Consider the following 18,058-nt stretch of genomic DNA (forward strand, 5'->3'; position numbering starts at 1 on the left):
GAAATAAAACAGCACCTGCTTTTAGCAGGTGCTGTTTTTATCTAATTACATTTAGGCTACATTTATGAATCAGTTCTGTGTGTATCAGTCTACAGTATAAGTTTGGATCTCTAGTTCTTTGTGATCTTTAAAATCCGTATTTAACTCTTCTTTCAGTTCTTGAGGAATAGTAATAGTATCGGGATTGCCATCACTCACATATCTTTTTTCCGGGTTGTTTTCATAGTATGATAACCATTGGTCCATGCGCTTTTGATCTGCCCTGACCCTGGGTAAATCCAGGGGATCAAAATCCTTATGGAAAGGGGAGTTAGCTGGCTCTGCCCCGACATTTAAAACCGCATTATGTTCGTATTCAATATCTTCGTATTCACCTGAGTATACAAATTCTTTTAGATCATCTTGACCAGGCCAAGCTCCGAAGGCCAAGGCTAAACTTTCTAACTGGTATTCAGGTATAATATTTTCGGTAATTTTATGGGGTCGTCCCAATTCTTCTTGAATTTCCTGGGCATCTAAATCTTTAAGATTTAGATGATTATATCCATGGTTTCCGATTTCAAATCCTAGCTCATCCAGATGAGCTATTTTTTCTTCGTATAATTCCTTGTCCCTGAAAGGGACAGGTATATAATTGACGTAAAAGGTACCTCCTATAGTAAAATCATCGTATTTTTCTTTCATTTCTAGGATAATTCCAACAGCTGTATCAGGGTCGATGGTTTTTTCACCATCCTCCTCAATATAACCAAATTGTCCCTTTGAAGCATCGTCAAATGTTAATACTACCGGAGTTTTTCCCGGTGGCAGATCAATATTTCCGTTAACAACATCCATTAAGTTTACCAGTCGATAATCTTTTTCGTATAAACGTTCCAGGTCTTCTCTGAAATTTTCGCGAGTTCTTTGCCAGGTGTCTTCTTCATCACCAATTTGATGATACATTAAAATCATCACATCTCCCAGTTCATTGGGTTGAACCTCTTGAAAGTCTATGGTTTCTTCAGGGTTCTCCTCGTTTTCATCTGTTTGTGATTCATCTTTTTCTTTATTATCTTCAGATTCAGATTTTTCATCTTTTTCTGTTGTTTCTTCTTGTGACTCCTTTGGAGATTTTGTTTCTTCATCCTGACATCCTATCAAAGGAATTGCCAGTACTGTAATCATACTTAAGCAGAAAATTACTGTTAATAAGTTTGAAAATGACTTGGTTTGAAAAGTTTTTTTAGTCATCTGTTAAAAGCCTCCTATTTTTGGAATTTATCTTAGTTTGAATTGCCTTGTATATCAATGAAAATATTCTCTGTTAAGAGTCTAAATACCTGCTGAAATCATAATCTGTTAAAATTGACCGTAACTATAAAATTATGCTATAATACTTTTAAATCTTGTGATAATCGGTATACTCCTCAGTGTTGGGAAATAGTAGAGGATTTTCGACAGGTACAGAGAGAAGACTAATAGCTGAGAAGTCTTTCCTGTTCGTCCCTTGAACCCGTCCTAACGAGTAAACTGGGGAGCGGGTCAATCCGTTATTAATTAAGAGGGTCCCTTGTGGCCAAACCGGGTGGTACCGCGGAAGAAATCCTTTCGTCCTGGAGGGCGAGGGATTTTTTTAATTTATGGAGTTAGTATTCTGAAGTTGATAACTCTAAATCTAAGTTATCAACAATCAACTGAAACAAAGTTTAAATTTATAAGACTTTGAAACTAAGGAGGGATCATATGTCTAAAAACAATGAGGAATTCGTTAAAGAAATAACCCCTCAATCTGAAGACTATTCCCAGTGGTATCTGGATGTGATTAAAAAGACTAAACTTGTGGATTACGCTCCTGTAAAAGGTTGTATGGTGATTAGACCCTATGGTTATGCAATTTGGGAAAAAATGAAGGAAGGCCTAGATCGTAGAATCAAAGAGACGGGTCACGAAAATGCTTATTTTCCGTTATTTATTCCAGAATCTTTACTACAAAAGGAAGCAGATCACGTAGAAGGGTTTGCTCCTGAAGTTGCCTGGATTACTAAAGGTGGAGATGAAGAACTATCAGAGTCTTTAGCTGTCAGGCCTACTTCGGAAGCTATGTTTGGTGAAATGTACAGCGATTGGATTCAATCATGGAGAGACCTGCCTGTATTAATAAATCAGTGGGCCAATGTGGTTCGCTGGGAAAAATCCACAAAACCTTTCTTGAGAACTTCTGAATTCCTATGGCAAGAAGGACATACCGCCCATAGAACTGAAGAAGACGCTGAAGAAGAAGCTTTACAAATGCTTGATGTATATAAGGATTTTGTTGAAAATGACATGGCAATTCCTGTGTTAAATGGCTTGAAATCGGAAAAAGAAAAGTTTGCTGGAGCTCTGCGAACTTTCTGTATTGAGGCCTTGATGTCAGATGGTAGAGCTTTACAAGCCGGTACCAGTCACAATTTGGGTCAACACTTTGCTAAGGTATTCGATATCACCTTCTTAGATCAGGATGATGAGCGGAAATATGTTTGGCAGACTTCATGGGGTGTTTCAACCAGGTTAATAGGTGCATTGATTATGGTACATGGTGATAACCGTGGCCTAAAAATTCCACCAAAAGTAGCACCACACCAGCTGGTAATGGTTCCAATTACACCTAAAAAACAGCGTGAACAGGTATTGGAAGAAAGCGATAAACTATATCAAGAGCTTAAAGATAAATTCCGAGTTAAATTAGATAACAGAGAAGAACATACTCCTGGTTGGAAATTCAATGAATGGGAAATGAAAGGAGTACCTATCAGGCTTGAAATTGGACCTAAAGACATAGAAAAAGATCAAGTTGTCCTTGTAAGACGGGATACAGATGAAAAAATGTTTGTTAAACGTGATGAACTAATAGATAAACTTGAGGAATTAATTGAGGATATTCAAAACAAAATGCTTCAAACAGCTAAGAACTTTTTAGAAGAAAATACCCATACAGCTTCGAGTTTAGATGAACTAGGACAAATTCTGGAACAAAAACGAGGAATGATTAAGGCTTATTGGTGTGGAAATCAAGCATGTGAAGAAAAGGTTAAAGATGATACCAAAGCCACAATAAGAGTTATTCCTTTTGAGGCTGAAACAGGGGGTAGCTGTATCGCATGTGGCTATCATAATGACGATAATAAGGAAGTGTTTTTTGCCAGGGCATATTAAGTCAAAACACTTGATAACTAATAGACTTAATAACTAATAACTATGATCTTAGGGATTTTAAAACAGTGATGATGGGGAAGTCCTACTAAATATAATAAGGGCTTCCCCTTTTTTTAACTTTATACTATATTATTTGAAGGGGTGATAATTTGGGAAAAGAAGTTAAAGCAAAGTTAAGAAAACAAATGACTTCCAAAAGAAAAAGTATAACAGAAAAATTTCGCAGATCTGCCAGTGATAAAATTATTAATACTTTAATAACTAAATTTTTAACTGATGACATAGCTATGATAATGACTTACATAGCTACAAAAGGAGAAGTAGACACTTACCCATTAATTAAATATGGACTAGACAAAGGTGTAGGTATCTGTGTTCCCAGAACTTTTAAACAGACTAATGAGATGGAGCCTGTAAGAATAAATGATTTAGATAGAGATTTACAACCAGGTTCTTATGGCATTCCTGAACCTGTAACTGAGCTTACAAAATCAGTCTCTATTTCTGATATCGATATTGTAATAGTACCGGGAGTAGCCTTTGATGAGTCTGGGTATCGCCTGGGTTTTGGTGGCGGATATTATGATAAATTTATTAATAGTTTAGCACCTAGCACAAAAAATATAGCCCTGGCTTATGAATTTCAGATTTTTGAAAAACTTCCACGCGATTCATGGGATAAGCCAGTACATGCAATCATAACGGAAAAACAAACTCGATTTATTAATAAATCGTTTCCAGGGCAAAGAGAATAAGTCAATTATTTTGTAGCATTAAAGTAAGGCTGTTTTAAAGTTGAATGTTGTTAGCTGTAAAATTTCAATTTCACTTATAAAATTTTACAGTATCACGCCTAGAGAAGGGGTGAAGGATTTTGGAAGTAGCCGGTGTTTTATTAGGACTTGTCGTAATTATGTCACTAACTTACAGAAGAGTGCCCATAGGAGCTTCAATGTTAATAGCATCTGCGGTAATTGCTATCATGGCTAAAATGCCTTTAAGTACAGTGAGAGGAACTTTGCTAGCTGCTATCAAGGATGATATGACTATAAAATTGGTATTAATTGTGTTTTTAATCGGCATTTTAGGTAGCTTACTTAAAGAAACTGGTAGCTTGGATATTATGTTGAATAAATTAGGAGGACTGATTAAAGATATTAGGATCTTGATAGTACTCCTTCCCTCATTAATTGGTTTACTAACAGTACCAGGTGGAGCGGTATTGTCAGCTCCTATGGTTGAGAAAGCTGGTGACAAGATAAATATTTCCCGGGAAAAGTTATGTGCAGCTAATATTGTTTTCCGTCATTTATGGTATTTTGTATTTCCCCTTTATCCAACGTTGATTTTAGTAACAGAAATGGGAGATATAGAAATGCATCAATTTTTACTGTTTAATTTACCAATAGTAATAATAGTTTTCCTAGTCAGCTTTTATTATCTTTTTTATGGTGTTACTGATTACAAACAAAAATCTGATTCCAGTAGTAGTTCACGAATTCGTGATTTTACCAGTTTTATCAGAAGCATTTCACCTATTCTAGTAGCAGTATTTATGGCAATGTTTTTTGATATATACTTGCCAATTGCACTACTTTTAGGAACTATTTTGGCTTTTATAAATTATTTGGAAACTAAAGAAGGTCAACAATATATAATGGAACAAATCAGGAATCGTTTTAAATATGTAAAAGCAGGAATGAACTTTAATATGGTTCTTGCAATAATTGGAATTATGGTATTTAAAGATTTTGTTGAAGCTTCGGGTGCTATAAATTTGATTGCAAATTGGATGGTATCCTTGGGAGTTAGTTTAGAAATTTTAATTTTGGCTGCTACTTTTGTGACGGGATTTTTAACTGCAAATCATATTGCGGGAGTTGGTATTATCTATCCTGTGTTAAGCCCTCTCTTTCCTGCCGCTGAATACGTTCCACTTATGGGATTGTTATTTGCCGGTGGTGTAACTGGTTATTTGATATCACCTATGCATTTGTGTTTAATATTAACGCGTGAATATTTTGAGGTAGCCTTTTTTAGAATGTATTTACATGTAGTGCCATTGATTCTTATGATGCTTCTTGGAGCAGGCTTAACAGCTTTTTTCTGGCAACTTTTTTAAAGGAATTATGTTATAAGTGCAGAACTACATTAATAAAGGATTGCTTCTGCCACCATTTTTAAAAGGAGTTTTTACATGGATTCCTCTGATAAACTGGAAAATTTAATTGATAGCTTGTCTCAGGCCATTCTGGGGAAACGGGAAATAATTAGACAACTGGTTATTGGTATTTCCTCTAATGGGCACATCTTATTTGAAGATGTGCCTGGAGTAGGAAAAACCACACTAGTAAAGGGTCTGGCTAAAGCCATTGGTTTTCGATTCAGAAGAGTACAATGTACCCCGGATCTACTTCCGGCAGATATCACAGGAGTAACAGTTTACAATAATAAAACTGGTGAATGGGACTTTCAAGCAGGCCCTATATTCACCCAAATTTTACTGGCTGATGAAATTAATAGAACCTCACCTAAAACCCAATCAGCTCTTCTTGAAGCCATGGAAGAGCAACAAGTTACAGTAGATGGGACCACTCGTTATCTGACTGAACCGTTTTTTGTATTGGCAACTCAAAACCCACAAGAGTATGAAGGCACATTTCCCTTGCCCGAATCTCAACTTGACCGTTTTGCCATGAAGCTTACTTTAGGATATCCGCCAAAGCATGAAGAAAAAAGTCTTTTAAATAAATTTACTTATTATGAGCCATTAAATTATGTTGAAAATATCATGAATCCTGAAGAGTTATTAAAAATTCAACGAGAAATTGAGCAGGTTTACGTTGATGACAGTATATTAGAATATGCAACTGAGTTATCTCGTGAAAGTAGAGAGCATCAACAAATTGAATTGGGAATTAGCCCCAGAGGAACTTTACACTTAATCAAATCTGCCAAAGCAACTGCTTGTCTTGCAGGCCGTAATTTTGTTCTTCCCGATGATATTCAAGAGATGATTTATCCAGTTTATAGTCATAGACTTGTAATAAATCAAGCAGCCCTGTTGGAAAGATTAGAAAACGAGGAGGTTATACAAGATATAATTAATAAAGTTAGGGTGCCTGGTAATACCGGAAGGTTTAGGTGATTTAAGTGGAAGAATTTAAGGTAAGATTTATAAAAAAACAAGTGTTTTTTATTCCTGTACCAGTGTTGATTTTAGCATTTATATCTGGTGTATCGGTTTATTGGATTTTATTTTGGTTTATAGTATTATGGTTGGGGGGTTCCCTAGCTTGGCTCTTATATACTGCTTGGAATTTGGAACTAGATATAGAATTGAAGGATCAGGTCATGATCAGGAAAGAGTCTACCAGTATTAAAATAAGGCTCTTTAACGAATCTTTTCTACCTTTTCCCTATGGTGAATTATTAACAAATAACTGGAGTTATCGTGATATGTCGGGCGCAAACCAAAAGCTATTTGATCAAGATCAGAAACAAGATGATAATCATACCAGAATATTTCAATTTTTCTTCAATGATAGGCAAGTTGATAGTTGGGTTGAAGTTACTGATATTAATCCACTAGGGGGGTGGCAACGTGTATTTGATGTGAAGTGTTATACTAGAGGAAAGTTTTATATAGGACCTATGAAAATTAGAATTTTTTCTCCTTTTAGTGTCTTTTTGGTGGAGAAAAAGTTTGATGAAAAAGAATTAGTTACCGTACAACCCCGCTTGTTGTCTTTTATAGGTCAATTCGATGCTAGCGGTAGTGATCCCCAGGGAATTACTAGGAAAAAAAATACTTTTTTTCAGCCCATGGATTACATGGAAGTCCATGACTTACGACCCTTTGTATCAGGAGATCCACTCAAATTAATTAACTGGAAAGTTTCGGCCCGGCAAGGGGAGTTGTATGTAAAAAGGATTGAAAATACTGGTGATGAGCGGTTATTATTATGCGTTGAATTTTCAAAAAAGTATTACTATTCGCGGGAACAACAGGATCTGTTATTGGAAAAAGCCTTATCAGTAGTGAAATATTTTTCTGATAACAACATTCAACTGGGGATTCTAACTATTGATGATAATTTAAGATATTTACCGCCCTCTTCAGGCAGAAATCAGTGGCAATTGGCCCGAAAATTGTTTACCGATTTAAAAAGAAATACCAGCGAAAACCTGCCTAGCTACTTCCAGAGGACTTCTCAAACTATGAAAGGTAACAAGATCTTGTGGTTGACCCCTTATTTAGATAGGCATTATAAGCAGGGATTAAAAACACTGGCTTCCGGTGGGACACAGATAACTTTGCTAATAGACCAGAAAGGCAAAAATATTGATATAAAAGATTTAACAATTCCTGCTTATCAATTGAACTATTACAGGGGTCAAGTTGCAATTAAGGAGGTGTTCACCTCTTGACCAAGAGCGGTGAAGGCGGTGGATACTTAGAGTTTATCTTATTACTAATTACTAATTGCTTTTTGGTTTCATCCTTTGTTGACTTTTTTGGATATTCTCCTCAATGGACATGGCTAGTAGTTGCTGGAGCTATTGCTTTGATGGTGTTTTATTTTCCTAAAGTCAGTGGAATAAGTATTTTAGTAGCTATCTCGTTTATATGCATAATGGTGTATTTTTCAGACCCCATCAGAGAGTTGTTTATCCAGGTAGGGGGAGATTTTTTAACAGAAACAGCAGTTTGGATTAACCATGGAATTGCTGGAACTTCAGTTGCTACAGGGATTAGTGTTTTGGTATTGTTTGGATTAATGTTAATACAGCTGATTTTTATTAATAGAGGAAAGACGAATTTTCACCTGGTGATAGTTGGTTCACTTGCTTATATAGGTTTATGGTTTCAACATTATCCAAGGGCCGAACAAGAATTGATTTTATTTTTATTATTGGCTGTTCCCACTTCAGCCCTATTTCATTTGAGAACTAAATCATATTCCTATGCTAAATTGTCTTATAAGATTGGAATTTTAATTTTGGGTCTGATTACATCATTAGTAGTAGCTGCATTTCCAAAAGATATGGGTCCAGTTACTTTTGAAACTGGTTATCGCTTTGTTGAAACATATTTTCCCTTTTTGCAGGAACTACGAAGTGCCGAAACCAATGGCGAAATAACAGTAGGTGAGGGGGAAGAAGAGGAACAATTAGAAGATGAAAAAAATGTTGAAAAAACCGAGGATACGGAAGTCGAGCGGGAAGTAGGTTATCAGCCAGGTGGTGATTTGGGTGGAGCCCTAACTACTTCTACCGATATTGTAGCTGAAATAATTTTAGAATCAGGGTCATTTCCTATAGCCTTATACTTAAGAGGACAGGGGAATGATTATTACGATGGTTCTTCATGGGATGCGGTTCAATCTGAGGATAGTGAAGACTTGGAGGAAGCTTTTCGATATGTAGATGTTTATCAAGAAGAACTGGAAGTAACTGTGTCTTATAAACAAGGTGAACAAGACATTTTTGGTTTATTTCCGACTAACAATGTAGAGCTTGGAAAAGAGCAGGAATATTATAACTTAGAGATAGATAGTTATGGGAACATGACTTATTCCGAAGGGAAATTTAAGGGTGATTACAAACTGAAAGGGAAAATAATCAGTGATGTAAATCTGGATAATATTGAACCTCAAGAGGAACTTGAAAAAAGCATTGTAAACCTTTTTCCATATATTCAACTTCCAGAACACTTACCAGAGCGAGTTAAACAACTTTCTAATGAAATTACGGAAGAAGCTGAAAATAATTTGGAAAAAGCTCGGCTTGTTGAGAACTATTTAAGCACGGAATATTCATACGAAACTGATATGCCGGAACATCCGCCTAAAGAAGACTTCGTAGATAAATTTTTATTTGAGCATGAAAAAGGTTATTGTACTTATTTTGCCTCTGCCATGGCTGTTTTGCTAAGGGTACAAGATGTTCCTACGAGATATGTAGAAGGATATAGAGTTCCTCTCTATCCGGAAGATGAAGATTTGATAGATGCCGAAATAGCAGATACAATTGAAACTGATCGCATGTTAGCACAAAGCAATCATGCCCATGCTTGGGTAGAAGTATTTTTGGATGGTTACGGGTGGGTTGTTTTTGAATCAACTCAACCTTATGAAATTACTACTGGTTTAATAGATCAAGAAGAACATCTAGAGGACACAGAATCTGAAAAAGATGAGGATGAAATTGTCCAACCTAGAGAAAAACAGCCTGTTTTTGTTGAACCACTCTGGTTTTCCTTGTTTATAATTCCGGTGGCAATCTTAGGCGGTGGTACATTAGTCGTAATAACTAATCTTTCCCAAGTTAAAGATCCTATAGATTTGTATGAAAAGATGATACTTTTGAGAAAACTATACTATAAAGAACCTAAACCTGATGAAACCCCAGCTAAAATTATTTCCCAGTACCAGGTCGAGATTCCCGAGTTAGCAAAAGATATGGATGATTTGAAAAGATATTACGAAATCAGTTATTATTCTTCTAATAGTGATATAGTAATAAGTAAAAGATTTAAAGAAACGGAACTAAATAAACTACCTCTAAAAACTGCAAAAGTTTATTTATCTAGGGTTGGACTGTTGAGATTTTCTATAGGAATTATTAGGCTTGGTATTAAATTATTATTGTCTAAACTAACAGGAGTGTGATTACATGAAAATGACCAAAGCTTTTATGCTTAGAGTATTGGGTAGATATGCTCCCTTTCCTGCTAAAAATAGTAACTGTTCAGGTTATCTACTAACAGCGGGGGAGGATAACTTTTTATTTGATTGTGGTAATGGGGTTTTGAGTAATTTGCAGAACTATCTGGATCTATCTCAATTATCCGCTTTATTTATAACTCATCATCACAGTGATCATGTTGCAGACTTAATAGCACTGCGACATGCCTATGAAGACCTGCAAAGCAGAGGGGAAGTAACAAGCAAATTGCCGGTATACACTCCCCCTTACCCCCAAGATACAGTGGCTGAATTAGAAGAATATCCTGGCTTTGATATTAAGTTTTTAGCTGAGGGAGAAGATATTATTATAGAAGATAAAAAAATTTCTTGGTCTGTCACAAACCATTTTTTATATTGTGCGGCTTACCGTGTTGAATACAAAGAAAAAGCTTTTGTGTATACAGGGGATAATGCTTATGACAACGAAACTATTGAAGATAACTCAACTGCAGACATTATTAACTTGTCAAAAGGAGCGGATTTGCTGCTAACTGAAGCAAGCCTAGAAGAAGAATGGAAAAAAGAACCAGAAAAGAGACATATGAGTGCAAGAGATGCCGCCAGTTTAGCCAAAGAGGCCCAGGTAAAGCATATGGTGATATCGCATTTCCATCCAAGGGCTGATTTGAGAAAGCTATTGCGGGAATCTAAACAGATACATCCTAATACTTCTCTGGCTGTAGAAGGAACGTCATATTTAGTATGATTTTCTGTCCATTTTTTCTGGGGAAGTGATTTTATGGAAATCATTGATTTTAAACAAAGTAATCTGAATCGGGTTTACAAATATAATGAGGAGTTAAAAAAAACACAAAGTAACTTCAAGCAGTTAAAAAGTAGACTTTTAAAGAAACAACTGTTAAAAATAATAACTTTTAACAAATCAAAAAAGCGACAAATACAAGAGAATATATGCTATGATAAAACTGAACTGGACAAGCTTGAACAGCAAATATTTAGACTTACAGAAAAGATAACAGCTCTTGAAAAGGGTGTAGCAGGTGAAAAATTAGTAAGAGAACATCTTAAGGAGCAATTATCTGACAGCTATTACTTAATAAATAACTTTTATTTTTTTAATAATTCGCCCTGTGAAATAGATCATATTATTGTTGGTCCAGCGGGTTTTGTGATAGTTGAGACAAAACATTTGGGAGGAAAACTATTTGTTCATCCTTGTCATTATAAATGGTTGCGGGCACCTTTGAATAACCCTGATGCTATTAAAAAACCTATGAAAAATCCATTAAAACAATTGGAGAGAAATGTGGCGGAGTTTAAGAGTTTATTATCAGAAGCCGAAATGGGAGAACTACCCGTGCAAGGGGTCTTGGTCTTTCCAAGAAACAGTTGTTTGCTGTCAAATCGAGGATGTGGTGAAGAATTTCCTGTATTATATCATGATGAATTAATAGAGTATATCGATAGTTTAGAAAAATTAGACCATTTAAGTGATATCAGCAGGCTAAATTGTTTGGTTGACAACTTAATTGATTTAGCTAATCAAAAAAATAAACGAACATAAAAAAGAGCCCACAATGACCTGCGGTCGGGCCAGTGTAGATTCTATGTTAGCCCTGTGCAACCTCTCGGGTACACAGGACCATGTCAGAACCTACACTAGCCGTTTCCCCAACCGTGATGGATCCCTTTCCAAAGAGCTATAAGAAATCTCTCGACCCCTTATAACCCCTTAAGGAACCCATCACGATTTTGGCTCGATCCCTACAGATCTCAGGTGACCTCTAAATAGTAGTTCCGACTATTCAGAAGCCAGTAATTGACCTGTAGGGATCTTCCCTCCGGCCGATGCCAGGCCTTAAAAAAGACCCAGCATCGACCTTCGGCCGGCCGCTTAGGAGCCTTATCCTGTAAGACCCCTAAGCGACCTTGGCTCGGTCATTGCGAACCCTCATTACTTAATATGGACACATTTTAAGTAATTATACAAATTTTTAATAAAAAAATTTAAAAAGTTGGGTGAATCTACTATGACTCGAATTGAATTAGCTATGTTTTTATTAATTACCTTAGTTTTTATGAGTGTTCTAACTGCTTGTCAACAAAATGAGGATAAAGATTTGATTATGGCAACTACTACAAGCGTCTATGACTCTAACTTAATAGAGACTTTAATGGATGAATACTATGAGCAAGAAGGAGTAAAGGTTCAGATTACAGCTAGAGGAACTGGTGCTTCTTTGGATTTAGGGAAACGGGGTGATGTAGATCTCGTGCTGGTTCATGACCCGAAACAGGAAATTGAAATGCTTGAACAAGGGTATTTTATTGAGAGACATGAGTTAATGGAAAATGACTTTATAATTGTAGGCCCAGCAAATGACCCTGCGGGAATTAGTGAAGTAAAGGAGGTAGATGAAGCTTTACAAGCCATCATAGAATCTGAACAAGAGTTTATCTCGCGTGGGGATGATTCAGGGACCCATAGAAGGGAACGCCAGTTATTTGAGGACTTAGGTGAATTTCCTGAAGAAGATAAGTATTTATCCGTTGGGCAAGGGATGGGTGAAACTTTGAGAACTGCTGAAGAAAAGCAAGCCTATACCCTGTCAGATAATGCAACCTATACATCTTTACAAGCAAGTAATGAGAATTTCGAGCTAGAAGTGTTATATGAGGGAAATGGTAAACTAGAAAATATTTATAGTATACTTATACCGCAAATTGATGATTTACCTGAAACTAGAACAGAAAAAATTGAAAATCTAGTAGAATTTTTATTGTCAGAAGAGGGGGAAAAGATTATTTCTCAATACCAAAAAAATAATAATGTCTTATTCCGTCCCAAGTAGCAGTTTGTGGAAGCTATATCTAATATAACTAAAACAAATACTGGTAATATGGATACAGCTTTCCTTAGTTGATTACAAAGTCTTTTAACTAAAATTAGTCAACTTGAGTTGTTTACTGCATATGGTATGATAGAGAGTGACTAGCACAAAATTAAAAATCCTTTAACGAACTCTAAAAGAGGTGATAATTTAATTTTATGAGCGGTATTGTAGCTTTACAAGGTGATTTGAAAGATTCTGAGAAGTTAGAGACCATGTTGAGTAAATTAGAACACAGAGGGCCTGATGCTAGGGAAACTTATACCATGGCCGATTCTTTCCTAGGACAGGTCAAAAGCCAAGGGGAGCCTTCTTTTACAAAAAAAAGAGCAGCCACCCTGGTTTTAGATGGTCAGCCAAGTTATCTAGGGAAACAAATCAGCAGAGAAGAGCTGTTAAATCTTTATCTAGAAAAAGGTACCAAGTTTATCAAACAATTGGGTGATGCCTTTACCTTTATTCTTTCAGATGGAGATGAACTAGTGGCTGCAAGGGACACCTTTGGTGCTAGGCCGTTATACTATGTAAACTGTGAAAATGGCTTAATGTTTGCTTCAGAAATTAAAGCTTTAGAAGAGTTGAACCCGGATGCAGAAATCAAAATCTTTCCACCAGGGACTTACTATTCTTCAACTGAGGGTTTCTCAACTTTTAAAAAGATACCTGGTTTCCAAGCAAATATACACGCTTCTCCAGGAAGCCAGCGCTATAACCAGAAAGCTGAAGAATTAAATAGATTACTTATTGAAGCAGTTAGAAAAAATGTAACAGATCAAGAGAATATTGGTGTATTTCTAAGCGGGGGAGTAGATAGCTCCATTATTGCAGCGGCCCTTGATAAGATTACTGATAAACCAATTAAAACTTTTGCAGTTGGTGTTGCAGGTAGCGATGATGTGATGAAAGCCCGTAAAGTTGCCGAATTTTTAAATAGCGAGCATAAAGAATACACATATGATTATGACGACATGATGAAAGTGCTTCCGGAAGTAATATATTATCTAGAATCCTTTGATGTAGAATTGGTCAATAGTTCAATTGCCAATTTTCTAGTTGCATACTTAGCTAAGGAATCCGGAATGGAAGTAGTGCTGTCAGGGGAAGGAGCGGATGAACTCTTTGGTGGGTATCACCATCTTAAGGATTGTTCAACGGACAGTGAATTGAACAGGGAATTGGAACATTTGTTGAAGGGACTTCACAATGGAGGGCTACAGCGGGTAGATAGAATGACAAAGGCCCATGCTTTAGACTGTCGTATGCCTTTTTTTGATAAAGATGTTATAGATTTTGCTAGGGTGATACCCTGTAACTGGAAAATTACTGATGAAGGTATGGAAAAACTCATTTTAAGGCAGGCCTTTGATGGCATGTTACCAGAAGAGGTACTATGGCGTAAAAAAGTACAATTTGGAATAGGATCTGGCAATGAAGGTGTTATGGAGGAGAAGATTAAAAACCAAATTACAGATAAGGAATATAGAAATGCCCAGAAGAATACGAGCTTTACTTTTAAATCTAAAATCGAATATTACTATTATAAAATCTTTAAAGAAAAACATCCATTAAAAGGAATAGAAAGTACCGTTAATAGATGGCTTGCGTAGAATTGTGTTATTTAACAATATTAAAAAAAGGCTGTATAAAAGTTAATATTAATGCTGTAAAATTTTAATTTTACAGCATTAACAACTAAATATAAGCGCTAAAAATAAAAAGAAGGTTGTAGCAAAGCTACAACCTTCTTTTTTTGCAGGGAAAACGACAATTTATGAGGAATATATACATGAGGATAATAACTTAAAGTATTATGAACTGAGAATTGGGAATTGTAAATTTTTACAGAGGAGGGTTTTTTTATGGGCGAAAAAAAACGGTCTGAATTAGAAAATATGCTAAAAAGTGAAGCAGTTGATGGAAGAATTTCCTGCGCCAAGTGTACTGAAATAGCGGAAAAGACTAACTGTGCTTTAAGTGAAGTAGGGGAAGTTGCTGATGAATTAAAATTAAAAATTGTTAAATGTCAGCTAGGTTGTTTTTAATAACAAGTAGTTAATGGATTAAGTTTAAGGAGTGGATACAATTGTTCCAGGTCATATCAGTAGAAGAAGCTATTTCGAAAGTCACTGCAAATATAGATAAGTATTTTGAAGGTCTTGAGTCAGAGCAAATCAAGTCAGAAAATGCCTTAGGAAGGGTGTTAGCTCAAGATATAAAAGCTCCCAGTGACTTACCTCCTTTTTCTAGGTCCACCGTAGATGGTTATGTAGTCAAGGCTAAAGATACCTTTGGTGTTTCGGAATCTTTACCTGCGGTGTTATTTAATAAAGGTAAGATAGAAATGGGAGAAGAGCCCCATAAAACTTTGAATCAAGATGAAACTATGGAAATTTCTACAGGAGGTATGCTTCCTTCAGGTGGAGATGCTGTAGTTATGCTTGAGGATGTGGAGACCTTCGATGATAATTCTATCATTGTTAACAAATCCGTAGCTAGAGGCGAAAATGTCATCGAAAAAGGGGAAGATACTCAAGAAGGTGTCACTGTATTACGAAAAGGGCATAGACTAAGATCTCAAGATATAGGTGCTTTAGCTGCCTTAGGAATTTTAGAAATATCTGTTTATCATCAACCTGTAATAGGAATAATCTCAACGGGGGATGAATTAATACCACCTGAAAAACCTCTATCTGGCGGTAAAATTAGAGATATCAATTCCTGGGCTTTAAGTGCTGCTGTCACAAAACTAGGTGGAAAACCTATACAGTACGGAATAATACAAGATGAGCCACAATATTTTCGAGAAAGCTTTGACAAGGCAGTTACTCAATGTGATATGGTGATTTTATCTGGGGGCAGTTCTGTTGGCACTCGTGATCTGACAGCTAAGACCATAGACTTGGGAGAACCAGGCATTATTTTTCATGGTGTTTCAGTTAAACCTGGTAAGCCAACTATATTTGGAATCGTTGATAATGTCCCTGTATTTGGCTTATCGGGAAATCCCGTCAGCGCTATGGTTACCTTTGATTTATTTGTTAAACCTGCCATTTATGGAATATCGGGTGTTGCTAATTTTGGTAGAGACTGGTTTGAAAATATAACTAAGGCCAGATTGGCTCGTAATATATCTTCAAAAGGTGGTAGAGAAGACTTTGTCAGAGTTTCATTAAAAGGTGAACCAGGAGAGTTTCCGGAAGCTTTCCCAGTGTTAGGAGAATCGGGTTTAATTTTTACACTTGTCGAAGCTGATGGATTGGTGCGCATTCCCCAAAACACTGAAGGTTATTCTCAAGGTGAAATAATAGAAGTGATCAAGTGTTAATGAGAGGTGATGAACATGAAAAAAAATAAAAAAAGGAAAGTTTATCTAGATAACACCCCTTTAGATGAGGCCTTAGAGACTTTTTTCAATGCTCTTTCTGAGGTGGAAGCGGATACTTTAGCAGGAGAAACTATTCTAACTGAGAATGCCCATGGACGAATTACAAAAGAACCTGTCTTTGCAAAGGTTTCTTCACCCCATTATCATGCTTCAGCTATGGATGGAATAGCCGTTGATTCTAAAAAAACTCAAGGGGCTTCATTGAGAAACCCAAAGATATTAACAACCCCTCAAGATGCAGAATTAGTTGATACTGGATCACCTATACCTCATGATAAAAATGCTGTCATTATGATCGAGGACGTTGACTGGGCTGGCAGGAATGAGGTGGAAATTGTCGAGTCGGTGGCGCCTTGGCAGCATGTTAGGACTATAGGGGAAGATCTGGTAGCTACCGAATTAATTGTTCCGGCTGGGCAAAAACTTCGTCCTGTTGATATTGGGGCGATACTGGCTGGAGGTGTGACAGAAGTAACTGTTGAACCTAAACCTCGAGTTGCTGTAGTACCTACTGGTACTGAACTTGTTGAACCAGGAGAAAGATTAAAACCAGGGGATGTAGTTGAATTTAACTCTCGAGTTTTATCAGGTTTAGTTTCTCAATGGGGTGGTAAACCTTCTAAGGAAGATAAACTACCCGATGATTACGATTTAATTGTGGAAACAATAAAAAGTTTATTACCGCAGAATGATTTGATTATAGTAAATGCAGGCTCTTCAGCGGGGGCACAAGATTATACCTATCAAGCTATTAAAGATATGGGAGAAGTGATTTCCCATGGTGTGGCGATAAAACCAGGAAAACCAGTGATTCTTGGTATCATTGATAAAACTCCTGTCATCGGTATTCCCGGCTATCCGGTATCTGCTGTGCTTGCCATGGAGTTATTCGTTAAACCTTTGCTGTATAAATGGCAAAACAAATCGGTACCCAAACAGGAAGAAATAACGGCTAAAATATCTAGGAGGGTAGTATCTTCTTTTAATGCCCAAGAGTACCTCAGAGTGAAAGTTGGAAAAGTAGGGGATAAGTTTGTAGCGACTCCTTTAGGAAGAGGAGCTAGTATGATCATGTCTCTGGTTAAATCCGATGGTATGATTGTAATTCCCCAGATGCGAGAAGGTTTGGAAAAAGGTGAAGAGATAGATGTCAAGCTCCACAGGTCAAAAGAAAATATCGAAAGTACAATTGTAGGAATAGGAAGTCATGATATCTCCTTAGACATTTTATCCAATGAACTGTCCAAAAGGTACCCGCCTTATACTTTATCTTCAGCCCATGTCGGTAGCATGGGTGGGCTTATGGCTTTAAAACGTGGTGAGGCTCATATGGCAGGAGTACACCTGTTAGACCCAGAAACTGGAGAATACAATATCCCTCATATAAAAAAATACCTGTCCGATCAAGATATTATACTGGTTAATTTAGCTTATAGAGAACAAGGATTATTGGTAGCTAAGGATAATCCCAAGAACATTTACGGCCTGGAGGATTTAAAAAGAGAAGATGTAAAAATGGTTAATCGTCAAAAAGGGGCAGGCACTAGAATATTACTTGATTATAAGTTAGAGGAACTAGGCATCTCTTCTGAACAACTTACAGGTTATGATAGAGAGGAAGTTAATCACCTATCTGTGGCAGCTGCTGTCAATGGAGGTACTGCGGATTGCGGTCTAGGAATTAGAGCAGCTGCAGAAGCTTTAGATTTGGACTTTATACCTGTATCCAAAGAACGTTATGACATCGCAATTCCTCGTGATTTTTGGGATTGGGAAGGTATCCAACATATACTGAAGGTGATTAGAAGTGAGGAGTTCAAGCACTCTATTGATGAATTGTCGGGATATGATCTATCTGCAAGTGGTGAGATATTACACTGTTAAGTGAGGTG

General features: G+C 36.6%; 14 protein-coding genes. 13 read left to right on the forward strand and 1 reads right to left on the reverse strand.

Translation table 11 applies throughout. From position 1 onward, the window contains the following. Positions 1 to 84: 84 nt before the first annotated feature. Positions 85 to 1,233, reverse strand: a complete 1,149-nt coding sequence (locus NTHER_RS02310; protein WP_012446917.1) for a polysaccharide deacetylase family protein — start codon at positions 1,231 to 1,233, stop codon at positions 85 to 87. A 492-nt stretch (positions 1,234 to 1,725) separates the two neighbouring features. Between NTHER_RS02310 and proS the strand changes: the two genes are divergently transcribed. The 13 genes from proS (at position 1,726) to NTHER_RS02375 (ending at position 18,050) form a co-directional block, all read left to right on the forward strand. Further along, on the forward strand, positions 1,726 to 3,177 hold the full coding sequence (proS, locus tag NTHER_RS02315; RefSeq protein ID WP_012446918.1) for a proline--tRNA ligase: 1,452 nt from the start codon (positions 1,726 to 1,728) through the stop codon (positions 3,175 to 3,177). A gap of 149 nt (positions 3,178 to 3,326) precedes the next feature. Further along, positions 3,327 to 3,932, forward strand: a complete 606-nt coding sequence (locus tag NTHER_RS02320; RefSeq protein ID WP_012446919.1) for a 5-formyltetrahydrofolate cyclo-ligase — start codon at positions 3,327 to 3,329, stop codon at positions 3,930 to 3,932. A 119-nt stretch (positions 3,933 to 4,051) separates the two neighbouring features. Beyond that, positions 4,052 to 5,299, forward strand: a complete 1,248-nt coding sequence (locus tag NTHER_RS02325) for a DUF401 family protein (protein ID WP_012446920.1) — start codon at positions 4,052 to 4,054, stop codon at positions 5,297 to 5,299. A 75-nt stretch (positions 5,300 to 5,374) separates the two neighbouring features. Continuing rightward, on the forward strand, positions 5,375 to 6,325 hold the full coding sequence (locus NTHER_RS02330) for an AAA family ATPase (RefSeq protein WP_012446921.1): 951 nt from the start codon (positions 5,375 to 5,377) through the stop codon (positions 6,323 to 6,325). 5 nt (positions 6,326 to 6,330) lie between these two features. Beyond that, positions 6,331 to 7,608 carry a DUF58 domain-containing protein gene (locus NTHER_RS02335; protein ID WP_012446922.1) on the forward strand — a complete coding sequence of 426 codons (1,278 nt, stop codon included), beginning with the start codon at positions 6,331 to 6,333 and terminating at the stop codon, positions 7,606 to 7,608. Continuing rightward, positions 7,605 to 9,851 carry a transglutaminase-like domain-containing protein gene (locus NTHER_RS02340; protein ID WP_012446923.1) on the forward strand — a complete coding sequence of 749 codons (2,247 nt, stop codon included), beginning with the start codon at positions 7,605 to 7,607 and terminating at the stop codon, positions 9,849 to 9,851. Before NTHER_RS02335 ends, NTHER_RS02340 begins: the two co-directional genes overlap by 4 nt. Positions 9,852 to 9,855: 4 nt before the next feature. Further along, positions 9,856 to 10,635: an MBL fold metallo-hydrolase gene (locus NTHER_RS02345; RefSeq protein ID WP_012446924.1), complete on the forward strand. Its 780-nt coding sequence runs from the start codon at positions 9,856 to 9,858 to the stop codon at positions 10,633 to 10,635. Between the two features lie 33 nt (positions 10,636 to 10,668). Next, positions 10,669 to 11,454, forward strand: a complete 786-nt coding sequence (locus NTHER_RS02350; protein ID WP_012446925.1) for a nuclease-related domain-containing protein — start codon at positions 10,669 to 10,671, stop codon at positions 11,452 to 11,454. A 466-nt stretch (positions 11,455 to 11,920) separates the two neighbouring features. Beyond that, the gene (locus NTHER_RS02355) at positions 11,921 to 12,742 is read left to right on the forward strand and encodes an ABC transporter substrate-binding protein (protein WP_012446926.1); all 822 of its coding nucleotides are present in this window, start codon (positions 11,921 to 11,923) and stop codon (positions 12,740 to 12,742) included. A gap of 197 nt (positions 12,743 to 12,939) precedes the next feature. Next, positions 12,940 to 14,388, forward strand: a complete 1,449-nt coding sequence (locus NTHER_RS02360) for an asparagine synthase-related protein (RefSeq protein ID WP_012446927.1) — start codon at positions 12,940 to 12,942, stop codon at positions 14,386 to 14,388. Between the two features lie 252 nt (positions 14,389 to 14,640). Continuing rightward, complete coding sequence (locus tag NTHER_RS02365) at positions 14,641 to 14,823, forward strand: hypothetical protein (protein WP_012446928.1); 183 nt, start codon at positions 14,641 to 14,643, stop codon at positions 14,821 to 14,823. A 41-nt stretch (positions 14,824 to 14,864) separates the two neighbouring features. Then, a complete protein-coding gene (locus NTHER_RS02370) occupies positions 14,865 to 16,106 on the forward strand; it encodes a molybdopterin molybdotransferase MoeA (protein WP_012446929.1) in 1,242 nt (413 codons plus the stop codon). Between the two features lie 15 nt (positions 16,107 to 16,121). After that, positions 16,122 to 18,050: a molybdopterin biosynthesis protein gene (locus NTHER_RS02375; RefSeq protein ID WP_012446930.1), complete on the forward strand. Its 1,929-nt coding sequence runs from the start codon at positions 16,122 to 16,124 to the stop codon at positions 18,048 to 18,050. The last annotated feature ends 8 nt before the right edge of the window (positions 18,051 to 18,058 follow it).

This window comes from Natranaerobius thermophilus JW/NM-WN-LF (assembly GCF_000020005.1).
Classification (GTDB): Bacteria; Bacillota; Natranaerobiia; order Natranaerobiales; family Natranaerobiaceae; genus Natranaerobius; species Natranaerobius thermophilus.

What these genes read in the sequence shown, in the direction of transcription:
- NTHER_RS02310 (WP_012446917.1), bottom strand. Translation starts at nt 1,233, where the DNA reads ATGACTAAAAAAACTTTTCAAACCAAGTCATTTTCAAACTTATTAACA.
- proS (WP_012446918.1), top strand. Translation starts at nt 1,726, where the DNA reads ATGTCTAAAAACAATGAGGAATTCGTTAAAGAAATAACCCCTCAATCT.
- NTHER_RS02330 (WP_012446921.1), top strand. Translation starts at nt 5,375, where the DNA reads ATGGATTCCTCTGATAAACTGGAAAATTTAATTGATAGCTTGTCTCAG.
- NTHER_RS02345 (WP_012446924.1), top strand. Translation starts at nt 9,856, where the DNA reads ATGAAAATGACCAAAGCTTTTATGCTTAGAGTATTGGGTAGATATGCT.
- NTHER_RS02350 (WP_012446925.1), top strand. Translation starts at nt 10,669, where the DNA reads ATGGAAATCATTGATTTTAAACAAAGTAATCTGAATCGGGTTTACAAA.
- NTHER_RS02355 (WP_012446926.1), top strand. Translation starts at nt 11,921, where the DNA reads ATGACTCGAATTGAATTAGCTATGTTTTTATTAATTACCTTAGTTTTT.
- NTHER_RS02360 (WP_012446927.1), top strand. Translation starts at nt 12,940, where the DNA reads ATGAGCGGTATTGTAGCTTTACAAGGTGATTTGAAAGATTCTGAGAAG.
- NTHER_RS02365 (WP_012446928.1), top strand. Translation starts at nt 14,641, where the DNA reads ATGGGCGAAAAAAAACGGTCTGAATTAGAAAATATGCTAAAAAGTGAA.
- NTHER_RS02375 (WP_012446930.1), top strand. Translation starts at nt 16,122, where the DNA reads ATGAAAAAAAATAAAAAAAGGAAAGTTTATCTAGATAACACCCCTTTA.